Genomic DNA, 15369 nt, shown 5'->3' on the forward strand with positions numbered 1-15369 from the left:
AAAGGGAGCTCCGAGGAGCTCCCTTTTTTGTCGCTCAAGTCGCGATCAGAACAACACTCGGCAACGAATGGTGCCTTTGATGTGCTGCAGCTTCTCTTGCGCCAGGTCCGAGTATTCGGCATCGACGTCGATAACGACGTAGCCGACTTTCTCGTTGGTCTGCAGGAACTGACCGGAAATGTTGATGCCGTTTTCGGCGAAAACCTTGTTGATTTCGCTCATCACACCTGGAATGTTCTCGTGGATGTGCAGCAGACGGTGCTTGCCAGGGTGAGCCGGCAGGGCCACTTCCGGGAAGTTCACGGACGATACCGACGTACCGTTGTCGCTGTACTTGACCAGTTTTTCCGCCACTTCCAGACCAATGTTGGCCTGCGCTTCAGCGGTGGAACCACCGATGTGCGGGGTCAGGATCACGTTGTCCAGGCCACGCAGCGGGCTTTCGAACTCTTCTTCGTTGGAGCGCGGCTCCACCGGGAATACGTCGATGGCCGCGCCGATCAGGTGCTTGTCCTTGATCGCGTCCGCCAGGGCGTCCAGTTCAACCACGGTGCCGCGAGCAGCGTTGATCAGAATGCCGCCCTTCTTGATGGCGCGGATTTCTTTCTCGCCGATCATCCACTGGGTGGCTGCGGTTTCCGGAACGTGCAGGGTGACGATGTCGGACATGCCCAGCAGTTCGTGCAGGTTGCCCACCTGGGTGGCGTTACCCAGTGGCAGCTTGGTCACGGTGTCGTAGAAGTACACCTGCATCCCTAAGCCTTCAGCCAGAACCGACAGTTGAGTACCGATCGAGCCGTAACCGACGATGCCCAGCTTCTTGCCACGGATTTCGAAGGAGTTGGCTGCGCTCTTGATCCAGCCGCCGCGGTGGCAGGAAGCGTTCTTCTCAGGGATGCCGCGCAGCAACAGGATCGCCTCGGCCAAGACCAGCTCGGCTACGGAGCGAGTGTTGGAGTACGGCGCGTTGAACACGGCGATACCGCGTTCGCGGGCGGCGTTCAGGTCGACCTGGTTGGTGCCGATGCAGAAACAGCCGACAGCCACCAGTTTCTTCGCGTGATCGAAGATTTCTTCGGTCAGTTGAGTGCGGGAGCGAATGCCGATGAAGTGAGCATCAGCGATCTTTTCCTTCAGCTGGGCTTCCGGCAGAGAACCTGTGAGGTACTCGATGCTGGTGTAGCCCGCCGCCTTGAGGACGTCGACAGCCGATTGGTGGACGCCTTCGAGAAGAAGGAACTTGATCTTGCTCTTATCGAGAGAAGTCTTGCTCATCTGCGTAAACCTGTATCCCGGAGAAAATTGGCAGGGAAGTAGCCAGCAGACGCTGACCCGAGCGGCATGACAGCCGTCGCCGCAGAACAGCCTTTGGGCACTATCCTGCGGGGTCGGTATGCTAGCATATGCACTCCGCTAAACACTCATTCCTGCGACGTGAAGCGTCTTCAGGATGACCATGAATTGTTCGAGAGTTCTGTCGATGACCAATCCTGCGTTGCTTGATGAGCTGAAGACCCTGGTTGAGCCTGGCAAGGTACTGACCGACGCCGACTCCCTGAATGCTTACGGTAAGGATTGGACCAAGCATTTCGCCCCGGCGCCGACCGCCATTGTGTTTCCCAAGACCACCGAGCAGGTCCAGGCCATTGTCCGTTGGGCCAATGAACAAAAGGTTGCCCTGGTGCCGTCCGGCGGACGTACCGGGCTTTCGGCTGCGGCGGTGGCGGCTAATGGCGAAGTGGTCGTGTCCTTCGACTACATGAACCAGATTCTCGACGTGAACCTGACCGACCGCACGGCCGTTTGTCAGCCGGGCGTGATCACCGAGCAATTGCAGAACAAGGCCGAAGAGCACGGCCTGTACTACCCGGTGGACTTCGCTTCAGCAGGTTCAAGCCAGATTGGCGGCAACATCGGCACCAATGCCGGCGGAATCAAGGTGATTCGCTATGGCATGACCCGCAACTGGGTGGCCGGCATGAAAGTCGTCACCGGCAAGGGCGATCTGCTGGAACTGAACAAAGACCTGATCAAGAACGCCACCGGCTACGACCTGCGTCAGCTGTTTATCGGCGCCGAAGGCACGCTGGGTTTTGTGGTCGAGGCCACTATGCGATTGGACCGTGCGCCGAAAAACCTCACCGCGATGGTCCTCGGCACCGCCGATTTCGATTCGATCATGCCGGTGCTGCACGCGTTTCAGAGCAAACTTGACCTGACCGCGTTCGAATTCTTCTCCGATAAAGCCTTGGCCAAGGTTATGGCGCGCGGCGATGTGCCGGCGCCGTTCGAATCCGATTGCCCGTTCTACGCGCTGCTGGAATTCGAAGCGACCACTGAAGAAGTGGCCAATCACGCCCTGGAAACCTTCGAGCACTGCGTCGAGCAGGGCTGGGTACTGGACGGCGTGATGAGCCAGAGCGAAACCCAGCTACAGAACCTGTGGAAATTGCGCGAGTATATCTCCGAAACCATCTCCCACTGGACGCCCTACAAAAACGACATTTCGGTCACTGTGTCGAAAGTCCCGGCGTTCCTGAAGGAAATCGATGCGATCGTCGGCGAACACTACCCGGATTTCGAAATCGTCTGGTTCGGCCACATTGGCGATGGCAACCTGCATTTGAACATTCTCAAGCCGGATAACCTTAGCAAGGACGAGTTCTTCGCCAAGTGTGCGACCGTCAACAAGTGGGTGTTCGAAACCGTCGAGAAGTACAACGGTTCGATTTCCGCCGAGCACGGCGTAGGCATGACCAAGCGTGACTACTTGACCTACAGCCGCTCGCCGGTTGAGATCGAGTACATGAAAGCCGTCAAAGCGGTGTTCGACCCGAACGGCATCATGAACCCGGGCAAGATTTTCGCTGTTTGATTTTCGAACTTTAAGCGCACGAATCAGGAGTCGGTCAATGAGCTATCAGCACCAGTATGTCGACGGCACGCGTATTCATTTCCCGTTGGGGAAAGTGGTGTGCATCGGCCGTAACTACGCCGAACACGCCAAGGAACTGGACAACCCGGTGCCAACTGAACCACTGCTGTTCATCAAACCGGGCAGTTGCGTGGTGCCGCTGGAAGGCGGTTTCAGCATTCCGACCGAGCGTGGCTCGGTGCATTACGAAGCGGAAATCGCCGTGTTGATCGGCAAGCCGTTGTCGACCAAACCGAGCCGTGAAGAAGTGCTGGATGCTATCTCCGGCATCGCTCCGGCCCTGGACCTGACCCTGCGTGACAAGCAGGCCGAGCTGAAAGCCAAGGGCCTGCCGTGGGAAATCGCCAAGTCCTTCGACGGTGCGGCAGTGATTGCGCCGTTCGTGGCGGGTAGCACCTTCGCTGACCTGACCGACATCGGTATCCGCCTGACCATCAACGGCGAAGTCCGCCAGGATGGCAACAGCAAGGACATGCTCAATCCGATCGTGCCGATGATCCAGTACATGGCCGGCTGCTTCTCGCTGCAGGCCGGTGATGTGATCCTCACCGGCACGCCGGTGGGCGTTGGCCCGCTGAATGTCGGTGACGAACTGGTGCTCGAACTGCCGGGCGCCAGCCGCTTCACCAGCAGCGTCCTTTGATTTACACATAACCTTGTGGGAGCGGGCTTGCCCGCTATGAGTCCATAACAGTCAACATTGATGTTGAATGTCAAACCGCCATCGCGGGCAAGCCCGCTCCCACATTGGTTTTGTGATCGCCCGCAAAGGGCAATCCCGCCATTTCCCGTTTTTTTCACATCATGTCCGGATAATTCCTGGGCTTCTGGCGTCTGAGCCAGTCCCAATGTGCTATTACCCATAGCCTGAATTTCTGGAACGCATCCCCGCATGGCCACCCAACCGCTGTCCAAGCTGAAAACTGCCCGCCGCTCGCGCTTTGCGATGCGTTGGTACTCCTGGCTTTTGCTGGTGGCGGCGGCTGTGTATGGCCTCGTGTTTGCGATGCACTGGGATGATCGCGGCGTGCTCTGGGTGATGGAGCGCTTCGAAAGTCCGGCCGAACGAAAAGAAAGTATCTGGCTGCCGGATTACCGCGTGGTCATCGACGCCAAGCGGCTACCGGGTATGGAAAAGGACGAAGCATCAGACGTCTCTTATGACCCGCAGACCAAAACCCTGTTTGCGGTGATGGGCAAGAACCCGTTCCTGGTCGAACTGACGTTGCAGGGCGATGTGTTGCGCAAGATGCCGCTGGTGGGTTGGAGCAACCCGGAAGGGGTGGCGGTCATGGGCAATGGTTTGCTGGCGATCACCGATGAGCGCGCGCACCTGCTGTCCATCGTCAAGGTCGATGCCGATACTCGCGAACTGAATATCGCCAGTTTCCCGAAATACGACCTGGGCCCGTCGCAAGACCAGAACAAAGCCTTCGAGGCGATTGTGTGGGATGCGCGCAACCAGCAACTGCTGCTGGGTGAAGAGCGTCCGCCGGCGCTGTTCAGCTGGAAAAGCGACGGCAGCCAAATCCTCAAGGGCGACAAGCAAAAGCTGTCCAGCGACGAACTGGATATCCGCAACCTGTCGGCTCTGGCCATCGATTCGCGCACCGGCCATACCCTGGTGCTGTCCGCCGATTCGCATCTGTTGCTGGAGTTGGACGAGAAAGGCGAGCAGGTCAGTTTCATGACCTTGCTGGGTGGTTTCAATGGTCTGAAGAAAACCATTCCCCGCGCCGAAGGTGTGGCCATGGACGAAGCGGGCACGCTGTACATTGTGAGTGAGCCGAACCTGTTCTACCGTTTCGAAAAGCAAAAATAATCGCCCCGTAGGAGCTGCCGAAGGCTCGGGCCGCGTTCGGACGATCTTTTGATCTTCAGCGATCTTGCTGACGCCAAAATCAAAAGATCGCAGCCTGCGGCAGCTCCTACGCCGAATGCATCGTGCGCAGGTTGTGATTCAAGGCAGGTGGCCATTAAGCTTCAATTCATACAGTCGTGATATTTCATCTGCCTGTTTCGAACCCGAGTCCGCCTGAATGCGTCGATTTGCCCGCCCCAAACCCCTGATACTGATCCTGTCGGTGATTGCGTTGATCGTGCTGGTTGCCATTGGCCAGCACCTGCGCCTGTTCGAGCGCACCTGGTTCAATGTGCAGACGCTATGGCAGCCGATGAATGCTCAGTCGATTGGCCTGGATCAGTATCAGGTAGCAATCGAGGCGCGGGTCATTGACGGGCTGGACGATGATGTTTCGGCGCTGACCTTCGATCCCGTGCGCAAAAGCCTGTTCACGGTCACCAACAAAAACGCCGAACTGATCGAATTGTCCCTGGAGGGCAAAATCCTGCGGCGTGTGGCGCTGATCGGGTTTGGCGACCCGGAGGCGGTGGAGTTCATCAGCGCTGACACTTACGTGATCACCGACGAGCGTGAGCAACGGCTGATCAAGATTCATCTGGAAAAGGACACGACGTTCCTCGATGCCGCGGACGCCGAGCAGATAACCCTCGGCGTGCACATGAGTGGCAACAAGGGGTTTGAGGGGTTGGCCTATGACTCGGTGGGCAAGCGCTTGTTTGTCGCCAAGGAGCGCGATCCGATGCTGATTTACGAAGTGCAGGGCTTTCCGCATTACAACCCGGAGAAGTCCTACGCGGTGCATGTGGTGAACAACCCCAAGCGCGATGCCGGGATGTTCGTGCGAGACCTGTCGAGCCTGCAGTACGACGAGCGCAGCGGCCATTTGTTGGCGCTATCCGATGAGTCGCGACTGATTCTGGAGCTGGATGTCGACGGGCGACCGTTGACCACTCTGTCACTGAGCAAGGGGCGTCAGGGATTGCAGAAAACTGTGCCGCAAGCGGAAGGCATCGCCATGGACGACGACGGCACTCTGTACCTCGTCAGCGAGCCGAACCTTTTCTACGTCTTCAAAAAACCGGCACAGCCCTAACCAACACCCCAAACAAACTGTAGGAGCGAAGCTTGCTCGCGAAGAGGCCATAACAGTCAACTGAGATGTTGAATGCTATGGCCTCTTCGCGAGCAAGCTTCGCTCCTACAGGAGGACGAGGCGTCAGGCTTTGAGGGTCTTCACACCTTCACTCGTCCCCAGCAGCAACAAATCAGCCGGGCGGGCCGCGAACAAGCCGTTGGTGACCACGCCGACGATGGCATTGATCTGTGTTTCCAGTTCCACCGGATTGGTGATCTGCATGTTGAACACATCGAGGATGATGTTGCCGTTGTCGGTCAGCACGCCTTCACGGTAAACCGGGTCGCCGCCGAGCTTCACCAGTTGGCGGGCCACGTGGCTGCGGGCCATCGGGATCACTTCCACCGGCAGCGGGAACGCGCCGAGCACCGGCACCAGTTTGCTGGCGTCGGCGATGCAGATGAAGGTCTTGGCCACGGCCGCAACAATCTTCTCGCGAGTCAGGGCTGCGCCGCCGCCCTTGATCAGGTTCAGGTGCTCGTCGCTTTCATCGGCGCCGTCGACGTAGAACTCCAGGTCGCTGACGGTATTGAGCTCATACACCGGAATGCCGTGGCCCTTGAGGCGGGCGGCGGTGGCTTCGGAACTGGCGACCGCGCCATCGAACGCGCCTTTGTGCTTGGCCAGGGCATCGATGAAGCAGTTGGCGGTAGAGCCGGTGCCGACCCCGACGATGCTCTTGTCGTCGAGTTTCGGGAGGATGAAGTCGACGGCGGCCTGGGCTACGGCCTGTTTGAGTTGATCCTGGGTCATGCGGGCTCCGAAGTGCCGAAAGGGGGGACGAAAGGCCGGCATTATAGGCCTCGCAATGGGGAAGGTCATTGCCCGATTGGCGGTCAAATGCGCATGCCCGACAACTGATAACCGTAGGAGCGAGGCTTGCCCGCGAAAGCGATCTAACCGCCAACATTTATGTCGGATGTTAAGACCTCTTCGCGAGCAAGCTTCGCTCCTACAGGTCATGATCTCTTTTCGATGAGCCTAAAACCTCTTGATTCGTGTGGTCGTCCGCCCAAAAGCCGGGTTAGACTCCTTGGCCCTGCCCAACCCGCTCAGTGATGCTTTCCGATGCTCGAACAGTACGTCAAAAAGATCCTCACCTCGCGCGTTTATGACGTTGCCGTAGAAACCCCATTGCAGACTGCCCGTCAGCTCTCCGAGCGGCTGGGCAACGATATCTGGCTCAAGCGTGAAGACTTGCAGCCGGTGTTCTCGTTCAAGATTCGCGGCGCCTATAACAAGCTGACGCAACTGAGCGATGAAGAGCGCGCTCGCGGCGTGGTCACCGCGTCGGCGGGCAATCATGCGCAAGGCCTGGCCCTGGCGGCCAAGGTACTGGGTGTGAAAGCGACCATCGTGATGCCCAAGACCACCCCGGAGATCAAGGTCGAAGGCGTGCGTTCGCGCGGCGGCAAAGTGTTGTTGCACGGGGATTCGTTCCCGGAAGCCCTGGCCTACTCGCTGAAGCTGGTCGACGAAAAAGGCTACGTCTACATTCACCCTTACGACGATCCCCACACCATTGCCGGGCAGGGCACGGTGGCCATGGAGATTCTGCGTCAGCACCCAGGGCGTCTGGATGCGATCTTCGTTCCGGTGGGCGGTGGCGGGCTGATCGCCGGCATTGCGGCGTACGTGAAATACCTGCGCCCGGACATCAAAATCATCGGCGTCGAACCAGATGACTCCAACTGCCTGCAAGCCGCCATGGCGGCCGGCGAGCGCGTGGTGCTGCCGACCGTGGGTCTTTTCGCCGACGGTGTCGCAGTGGCGCAGATCGGCCAGCATACTTTTGATATCTGCAAAGATTACGTAGACGAAGTCCTCACCGTCAGCACTGACGAGATCTGCGCGGCAATCAAGGATATCTACGACGATACCCGCTCGATCACTGAACCTGCCGGCGCCTTGGGCGTGGCCGGGATCAAGAAGTATGTCGAACAACACGGCATCACGGGTCACACCTTCGTGGCCATCGATTCCGGTGCCAACGTCAACTTCGACCGCTTGCGCCACGTGGCCGAGCGCGCTGAGCTGGGCGAGGGTCGCGAAGCCATCATCGCCGTGACCATCCCCGAGAAACCGGGCAGCTTCAAGGCGTTCTGTGAAGCCATCGGCAAGCGCCAGATCACCGAATTCAACTACCGCTACAACACCGGCAGCGAAGCGCACATCTTTGTCGGCGTGCAGACGCACCCGGACAACGACCCGCGCAGTGCGTTGCTCGCCAGTCTTACCGAGCAAGGTTTCCCGGTGCTCGACCTGACCGATAACGAGCTGGCCAAGTTGCACATTCGCCATATGGTGGGCGGCCGTGCTGTCCATGTGGTCGATGAAGTGGTGCTGCGCTTCGAATTCCCGGAGCGCCCTGGCGCGTTGTTCAACTTCCTCAACAAGCTCGGCGGGCGCTGGAACATTTCGATGTTCCACTACCGCAACCACGGCGCGGCGGATGGCCGTGTGGTCGCAGGTTTGCAAGTGCCGCACGACGAGCGTCATCTGGTACCGGCCGCGCTGGAAGAAATCGGTTACCCGTACTGGGACGAAAGCGACAACCCGGCCTATCAGCTGTTTCTCGGCTGAGCGGCTACGCTGACGAGCAAGCCATAAGGAAATTGAACAATGGAAACGTTAACCGCCCTCAAAATCGCTCATGGCGTGGCGACGGTGTTGCTGTTGATCAGCGCGCTGGGGCTGGCGATCTGGGTCTGGCGCACACGCCGTAACGGCGACGCGACGGCTCATACTCGCACCTTGCAACGACCGCTGGTGTTCATCTGGCTATTGATGGGCCTGGCCTTGCTGAGCATGCCGTTCACCGGCTGGTGGATGGTGCATCTGGTGGGCTGGCCGCTGGGGCAGACCTGGTTGCTGGCGTCCAGTGTGCTTTACACCTTGGCGGCGTTGGGCTGGTTCTGGTTGGTGGTGCGGCTGAACAAGTTGCGCAAGGCGCCGGCGGGGAACGGCAAATTCACCTTTGCCCTCGCACTGTTCAGCTTTGTTTGTTTCATCGCCATTGCAGGTTTGATGGGCGCCAAGCCGGTTTAAGGTTTCAGATCGAGTCGACCCAATCGCGGGCAAGCCCGCTCCCACAAGGTTCTGCTGTGTGGCATAGATAGCATTTACAGCAGAGATCCCTGCGGGAGCGGGCTTGCCCGCGATAGCGATACTAGTCGCGCAACGAAATCACTGGCCAACCCCGCTTTTCAGCCTCGACCCGCAAATTCGGATCCGGATCAACAGCGATCGGATTCGCCACCTGCTCCAGCAACGGCAAGTCATTCATCGAATCGCTGTAGAAATAGCTGTCTGCCAGAGTGTGGCCAGTCTCTTCCAGCCAACGAATCAACCGGGTCACCTTGCCTTCACGGAAGCACGGGATATCGGTGCTGCGCCCACTATAACGACCGTCGATCATTTCGCATTCGGTGGCGATCAGGGTTTCGACGCCTAAGCGTGCTGCAATCGGCCCGGTCACGAAGCGGTTGGTGGCGGTGATGATCACCAGCTTGTCGCCAGCCTCGCGGTGTTTGGCCAGCAGTTCGATTGCCTTGGGCAACACGATCGGTTCGATGCAGTCACGCATGTAATCCAGGTGCCACTCATCCAGCGTGGCCATCTCGGTGCGGCCGAGAACTTCCAGGCAGAAGTTCAGGTACGCGTCGTTATCCAGCTTGCCGGCCAGGTAATCCTGATAGAACTCGTCGTTGCGTGCCTTGTAGGCGACGGCGTCGAGGAAACCGCGTTCGCACAGATAGTCGCCCCAGGCGTGGTCACTGTCACCGCCCAGAAGCGTGTTGTCCAAGTCGAATAAAGCCAGCCGCATTGCAGTTACTCGCTGAAAAGTCTGTAGAAAGGTGTCCAGAATACGGACTTTTCACAAGAGTGCACATAAGGTAGGTCGGCTCGTTGCTGCTTTCACAACCTTTGTGGAACAATGCCCCGACATGCGTTTGCGAGGTTGTTGCCGTGATCGACCCCGATGGTTTCCGCCCCAATGTCGGGATCATTCTGACGAATGATGCCGGCCAGGTGCTATGGGCTCGCCGTATCAATCAAGATGCCTGGCAGTTTCCACAGGGAGGGATCAATCCCCAGGAGACGCCGGAAGACGCCTTGTACCGCGAGTTGAACGAAGAAGTGGGCCTGGAGCGCGAAGATGTTGAAATACTCGCCTGCACCCGGGGCTGGTTGCGCTATCGTTTGCCGCAACGTCTGGTCAGGACGCACAGCCAACCGCTGTGCATCGGCCAGAAACAGAAATGGTTTCTCCTGCGCCTGGTCTCCAACGAGCAGCGGGTGCGGATGGATTTGACCGGTAAACCGGAATTCGATGGCTGGCGCTGGGTCAGTTATTGGTATCCGTTGGGCCAGGTGGTGACATTCAAGCGCGAGGTTTATCGCCGCGCTCTCAAAGAGCTTGCCCCGCGCCTTTTAGCGCGCGACTGACGACGGAGTTCGACCCCGAGCCATGCTCAATACGCTGCGCAAGATCGTCCAGGAAGTTAACTCCGCCAAGGATCTCAAGGCGGCGTTGGGGATTATTGTGTTGCGCGTCAAAGAGGCCATGGGCAGCCAGGTCTGCTCGGTCTACCTGCTTGACCCAGAGACCAACCGCTTCGTGCTGATGGCCACCGAGGGCTTGAACAAGCGCTCGATCGGCAAAGTCAGCATGGCACCCAACGAAGGTCTGGTCGGCCTGGTCGGCACGCGTGAAGAACCCCTGAACCTCGAAAACGCCGCGGATCACCCGCGCTATCGCTACTTTGCCGAGACCGGCGAAGAGCGCTTTGCTTCGTTCCTCGGAGCGCCGATCATTCACCACCGTCGCGTCGTCGGCGTGTTGGTCATTCAGCAAAAAGAACGCCGCCAGTTCGATGAAGGTGAAGAAGCCTTCCTCGTGACCATGAGCGCGCAACTCGCTGGCGTTATCGCCCACGCCGAGGCCACCGGTTCGATCCGTGGCCTGGGCCGTCAGGGCAAAGGCATCCAGGAAGCAAAGTTCGTCGGTGTACCGGGTTCGCCGGGCGCGGCGGTCGGAACCGCGGTCGTCATGCTGCCGCCGGCCGACCTGGACGTGGTGCCGGACAAGACCATCACCGACATCAACGCGGAACTTGGCCTGTTCAAGACCGCCATCGAAGGCGTGCGCGCCGACATGCGTGCCTTGTCCGCCAAGCTGGCGACCCAGCTGCGGCCTGAAGAGCGGGCGCTGTTCGACGTTTACCTGATGATGCTCGACGATGCCTCGCTCGGCAGCGAAATCACCACGGTGATCAAGACCGGTCAGTGGGCTCAGGGCGCGTTGCGTCAGGTGGTCACCGAACACGTCAACCGATTCGAACTGATGGACGACGCCTACCTGCGTGAGCGCGCCTCGGACGTCAAAGACCTCGGTCGGCGCTTGCTGGCTTATCTGCAGGAAGAGCGGCAGCAGACGCTGGTCTATCCCGACAACACCATTCTGGTCAGCGAAGAACTGACGCCGGCGATGCTCGGCGAGGTGCCGGAAGGCAAGCTGGTCGGTCTGGTGTCGGTACTCGGTTCCGGCAACTCCCACGTGGCGATCCTGGCGCGTGCCATGGGTATTCCGACGGTGATGGGCCTGGTCGACTTGCCGTATTCCAAGGTCGACGGGATCCAGATGATCGTCGACGGCTACCACGGTGAGGTCTATACCAACCCAAGTGACGTGCTGCGCAAGCAGTTCGCCGAGGTGGTCGAGGAAGAGAAACAGCTGGCCCTCGGGCTGGATGCTTTGCGGGACTTGCCGTGTGTAACGGTCGACGGTCACCGCATGCCGCTGTGGGTCAACACCGGCTTGCTGGCGGATGTAGCTCGGGCGCAAAAGCGTGGCGCTGAAGGCGTGGGTCTGTACCGCACCGAAGTGCCGTTCATGATCAACCAGCGCTTCCCGAGCGAAAAGGAGCAACTGGCGATCTATCGCGAGCAACTCGCCGCGTTCCATCCACAGCCAGTGACCATGCGCAGTCTGGACATCGGCGGCGACAAGTCGCTGTCGTACTTCCCGATCAAGGAAGACAACCCGTTCCTCGGCTGGCGCGGTATTCGCGTCACGCTCGACCACCCGGAAATTTTCCTGGTGCAGACCCGTGCCATGCTCAAGGCTAGCGAAGGCTTGAACAACCTGCGCATTCTGCTGCCGATGATTTCCGGCACCCACGAACTGGAAGAAGCCCTGCACCTGATTCACCGGGCCTGGGGCGAAGTGCGCGACGAAGGCTGCGACGTGCCCATGCCGCCGATTGGCGTGATGATCGAAATTCCGGCGGCGGTGTATCAGACCAAGGAACTGGCGCGGCAAGTGGACTTCCTGTCGGTCGGCTCCAACGACCTGACCCAGTACCTGCTGGCCGTGGACCGCAACAACCCGCGGGTGGCCGATCTCTACGACTACCTGCACCCGGCAGTGTTGCAAGCCTTGCAAAGCGTAGTGCGCGACGCCCATGCCGAAGGCAAGCCCGTGAGTATCTGCGGCGAAATGGCTGGTGACCCGGCGGCGGCGGTGTTGTTGATGGCAATGGGTTTCGACAGCCTGTCGATGAACGCCACCAACTTGCCGAAAGTGAAGTGGATGCTGCGCCAGATCAACCTGAGCAAGGCCAAGGAGTTGCTGGCAGAGCTGATGACCATCGACAACCCGCAAGTTATCCACAGCTCGCTGCAACTGGCGCTGAAGAACCTTGGGTTGGCGCGGATGATCAATCCGGCTTCGGTCAAAACCCTTTAAAAGGCTGAGGGCCTCTTCGCGGGCAAGCCTCGCTCCTACAGGGGAATGCGATCAACCTGTAGGAGCGAGGCTTGCCCGCGAAGACGTCAGTGTGAACAACACCTGACTAAATCCTGATCTCCACTTCCCCCAAATGCCCCCCATACGGCCCGAAACTCCTTTCGACCATATGCCGCTCCCCATCCGCCTGAACGATCAACGCCGTGCTCGCCCGTGTCCCGTAAGTCGGGCTCTTGATAAACACGCTCGACAACAACGTCTCGGTAGCCTGCCCCACGCCCGTGTCCGGCAGTTCGGCAAGCGGTGCCGTCTGCGGGTCGCTGAGCAAGGCCAATAGCGCCTGCGGCTGCGGATCGTCCAACACCTCGCTCAATGCTGCCTTGGCCTTGAGCACTTTCGGCCACGGTGTATCCAGCCCAGCATTCGATAACCCGTAAATGCCCGGTTGGAGCATGACCGCCTCCGTCTCCCGGGCATTGAAGTGCCATAGCTCGTGGGTATTGCCGACCAACAGATTAAACCCGGCATATTCAGGCGAACGTCCGACAACGTCCTTTAAATAGCCGTCAATCGACATGTCTCCACTGAGAAACTGCGCCACCAGTTCGCCTCGCGATTTGCGAGCTGGCGGCTGAAGGGGATCACGGATATTAGTCAGCGCGGCGAAGCGCCCATTGGCGCCGACACCGAGCCACGTACCGCCAGCCTCGAGGTCGCGACCGGCATACACGTGCGGAGCTTGCGGCCATTGCGCCAGGGGCAGGCTGGGCCGGGCATAGAATTCGTCGCGGTTGGCCGCCACGATCAGGGGCTGGGCATGGCCCGGCCGCCAGGCAAAAACAATCAGGCACATAAGGTGGTCCTTGTGTGTTTTTGCTCACTCTACGCAGACATCGCTCATCGATCCATCGCCATCCACAGTGGAGCCTGAGGCCATGCATCCGTTACCATGCCGCTCCTGATTCGGGATGCTTGGGGATGCGGCCATGGAATTTCTGCTCTATCTGGCGCTGGGCGCCTGTGCGGGCGTGCTGGCCGGGCTGTTTGGGGTAGGCGGCGGGATCATCATTGTCCCGGTGCTGGTGTTCAGTTTCACCTTGCAGGGATTTGATGCGTCGATCCTGACACATCTGGCAGTCGGCACCTCCCTGGCGACGATCATCTTTACGTCGATCAATTCGATTCGCGAGCACCATAGCCGCGGCGCGGTGCGCTGGCCGATTTTTGCCTGGATGACCCTCGGCATTCTGTTCGGTGCCGGTTTGGGCGCGTTGACCGCTGAGGCGGTCTCCGGACCGAATTTGCAGAAGATCATTGGTGTATTCGCGCTGATCATCGCCGTTCAACTGGCTTTGGACTTCAAACCCAAGGCCAGTCGAACGGTGCCGGGTAAAGTCGGTCTGACCGTGGCCGGCAGCGTCATTGGCTGGGCCTCGGCGATTTTCGGGATTGGCGGCGGCTCGTTGACCGTGCCGTTCCTGACTTGGCGCAGCGTGCCGATGCAGCAAGCGGTGGCCACTTCGTCGGCCTGTGGCCTGCCAATCGCCTTGGCCAGTGCATTAAGTTTCATGATTCTGGGGTGGCACGATCCATTGTTGCCGGCCCATAGTCTCGGTTTTGTTTATTTGCCGGCGCTGCTGGGGATCGCCCTGACCAGCATGTTTTTCGCCCGCCTCGGTGCGCGACTGGCCCACACGCTGTCGCCGCGCTTGCTGAAAAGACTGTTTGCCGCTTTGCTGTTTTGCGTCGGCTTGAGCTTCTTGCTCTGACGCGTAGCGCAATCCTGGCTTAATCCTGGCGTGACAGCGTCGCCCGGGAATTTGAAGGTTTCAACTCTAACGAGGAGTCGCAATGCTGCCTTACCCGCAGATCGACCCGGTGGCCCTGGCCATCGGTCCGCTGAAAATCCACTGGTACGGCCTGATGTACCTGATCGGCATCGGCGGCGCGTGGTGGCTGGCGTCACGCCGGCTGAACCGCTTCGACCCGACCTGGACCAAGGAGAAACTCTCCGACATGGTGTTCTGGATGTCGATGGGTGTCATCGTTGGCGGCCGCTTGGGTTATGTGCTGTTTTACGATCTGAACGCCTATCTGGCCAACCCGACCCTGATTTTCGAAGTGTGGAAGGGCGGCATGTCATTCCACGGCGGGTTTATCGGTGTAATGCTGGCAGCGCTGTGGTTCGGTAAAAAGAACGGCAAGTCGTTCTTCCAGCTGATGGACTTCGTCGCGCCGATGGTGCCGATCGGCCTGGGTGCCGGGCGCATCGGTAACTTCATCAACGCTGAATTGTGGGGCAAGGCGACCGACGTGCCGTGGGCGATGGTCTTCCCGACCGATCCGGCGCAACTGGCGCGTCACCCGTCGCAGCTGTACCAATTCGCGCTGGAAGGCGTGGCGCTGTTCGCGATCCTCTGGCTGTTCTCGCGCAAGCCGCGGCCAACCATGGCGGTGTCCGGGATGTTCGCGCTGTTCTATGGCATCTTCCGTTTCATCGTCGAATTCGTTCGCGTGCCGGACGCGCAACTGGGTTATCTGGCCTGGAACTGGCTGACCATGGGCCAAGTGCTGTGTGTACCGATGATCGTCGGCGGGCTGTTCCTGATCTGGCTGGCTTATCGACGCGCCCCGGCGGCCCCCGCAGCTGCTGTATAAGAAACAGGCGCTATAAATTCGAACCC

14 protein-coding genes are annotated in these 15369 nt (G+C 59.4%); 10 read left to right on the forward strand and 4 right to left on the reverse strand.

Annotated features, from left to right (window positions below; translation table 11 throughout):
• Positions 1-45: 45 nt before the first annotated feature.
• Positions 46-1275 carry a phosphoglycerate dehydrogenase gene (serA, locus tag NHU87_RS05510; protein WP_253546365.1) on the reverse strand — a complete coding sequence of 410 codons (1230 nt, stop codon included), beginning with the start codon at positions 1273-1275 and terminating at the stop codon, positions 46-48.
• A gap of 205 nt (positions 1276-1480) precedes the next feature.
• Between serA and NHU87_RS05515 the strand changes: the two genes are divergently transcribed.
• From NHU87_RS05515 to NHU87_RS05530, 4 genes are all read left to right on the forward strand, one after another.
• Positions 1481-2875, forward strand: a complete 1395-nt coding sequence (locus NHU87_RS05515; protein WP_253546647.1) for an FAD-binding oxidoreductase — start codon at positions 1481-1483, stop codon at positions 2873-2875.
• Positions 2876-2912: 37 nt separating this feature from the next.
• A complete protein-coding gene (locus NHU87_RS05520) occupies positions 2913-3578 on the forward strand; it encodes a fumarylacetoacetate hydrolase family protein (RefSeq protein WP_253546367.1) in 666 nt (221 codons plus the stop codon).
• Between the two features lie 249 nt (positions 3579-3827).
• Entirely contained in the window at positions 3828-4757 is a 930-nt protein-coding gene (locus NHU87_RS05525) for an SdiA-regulated domain-containing protein (protein WP_253546369.1), read from the forward strand.
• A gap of 217 nt (positions 4758-4974) precedes the next feature.
• Complete coding sequence (locus NHU87_RS05530; protein ID WP_253546371.1) at positions 4975-5892, forward strand: SdiA-regulated domain-containing protein; 918 nt, start codon at positions 4975-4977, stop codon at positions 5890-5892.
• Positions 5893-6015: 123 nt separating this feature from the next.
• Here the strand turns inward: NHU87_RS05530 and rpiA are convergent, their stop codons facing one another.
• A complete protein-coding gene (gene rpiA / locus NHU87_RS05535; protein ID WP_253546373.1) occupies positions 6016-6687 on the reverse strand; it encodes a ribose-5-phosphate isomerase RpiA in 672 nt (223 codons plus the stop codon).
• 315 nt (positions 6688-7002) lie between these two features.
• Between rpiA and ilvA the strand changes: the two genes are divergently transcribed.
• Complete coding sequence (ilvA, locus tag NHU87_RS05540) at positions 7003-8517, forward strand: threonine ammonia-lyase, biosynthetic (RefSeq protein WP_253546375.1); 1515 nt, start codon at positions 7003-7005, stop codon at positions 8515-8517.
• Between the two features lie 39 nt (positions 8518-8556).
• Complete coding sequence (locus NHU87_RS05545) at positions 8557-8982, forward strand: DUF2269 domain-containing protein (RefSeq protein ID WP_253546377.1); 426 nt, start codon at positions 8557-8559, stop codon at positions 8980-8982.
• Between the two features lie 121 nt (positions 8983-9103).
• Here the strand turns inward: NHU87_RS05545 and NHU87_RS05550 are convergent, their stop codons facing one another.
• The gene (locus NHU87_RS05550) at positions 9104-9760 is read right to left on the reverse strand and encodes an HAD family hydrolase (RefSeq protein WP_253546379.1); all 657 of its coding nucleotides are present in this window, start codon (positions 9758-9760) and stop codon (positions 9104-9106) included.
• Between the two features lie 143 nt (positions 9761-9903).
• Between NHU87_RS05550 and NHU87_RS05555 the strand changes: the two genes are divergently transcribed.
• Positions 9904-10383, forward strand: a complete 480-nt coding sequence (locus tag NHU87_RS05555; RefSeq protein WP_008064982.1) for an RNA pyrophosphohydrolase — start codon at positions 9904-9906, stop codon at positions 10381-10383.
• 22 nt (positions 10384-10405) lie between these two features.
• Entirely contained in the window at positions 10406-12685 is a 2280-nt protein-coding gene (gene ptsP, locus NHU87_RS05560) for a phosphoenolpyruvate--protein phosphotransferase (protein WP_253546381.1), read from the forward strand.
• Between the two features lie 106 nt (positions 12686-12791).
• Here ptsP and NHU87_RS05565 read toward each other — a convergent pair whose 3' ends face one another.
• A complete protein-coding gene (locus tag NHU87_RS05565; protein ID WP_253546383.1) occupies positions 12792-13538 on the reverse strand; it encodes an NRDE family protein in 747 nt (248 codons plus the stop codon).
• Between the two features lie 133 nt (positions 13539-13671).
• Here NHU87_RS05565 and NHU87_RS05570 point away from each other — a divergent pair, with 133 nt between their 5' ends.
• Positions 13672-14454, forward strand: coding sequence for a sulfite exporter TauE/SafE family protein (locus NHU87_RS05570; protein ID WP_253546385.1), 783 nt, complete (start codon positions 13672-13674; stop codon positions 14452-14454).
• Positions 14455-14536: 82 nt separating this feature from the next.
• Positions 14537-15343 carry a prolipoprotein diacylglyceryl transferase gene (lgt, locus tag NHU87_RS05575; protein ID WP_123500313.1) on the forward strand — a complete coding sequence of 269 codons (807 nt, stop codon included), beginning with the start codon at positions 14537-14539 and terminating at the stop codon, positions 15341-15343.
• The last annotated feature ends 26 nt before the right edge of the window (positions 15344-15369 follow it).

Source organism: Pseudomonas mandelii (assembly GCF_024138395.1).
Classification (GTDB): domain Bacteria; phylum Pseudomonadota; class Gammaproteobacteria; order Pseudomonadales; family Pseudomonadaceae; genus Aquipseudomonas; species Aquipseudomonas mandelii_E.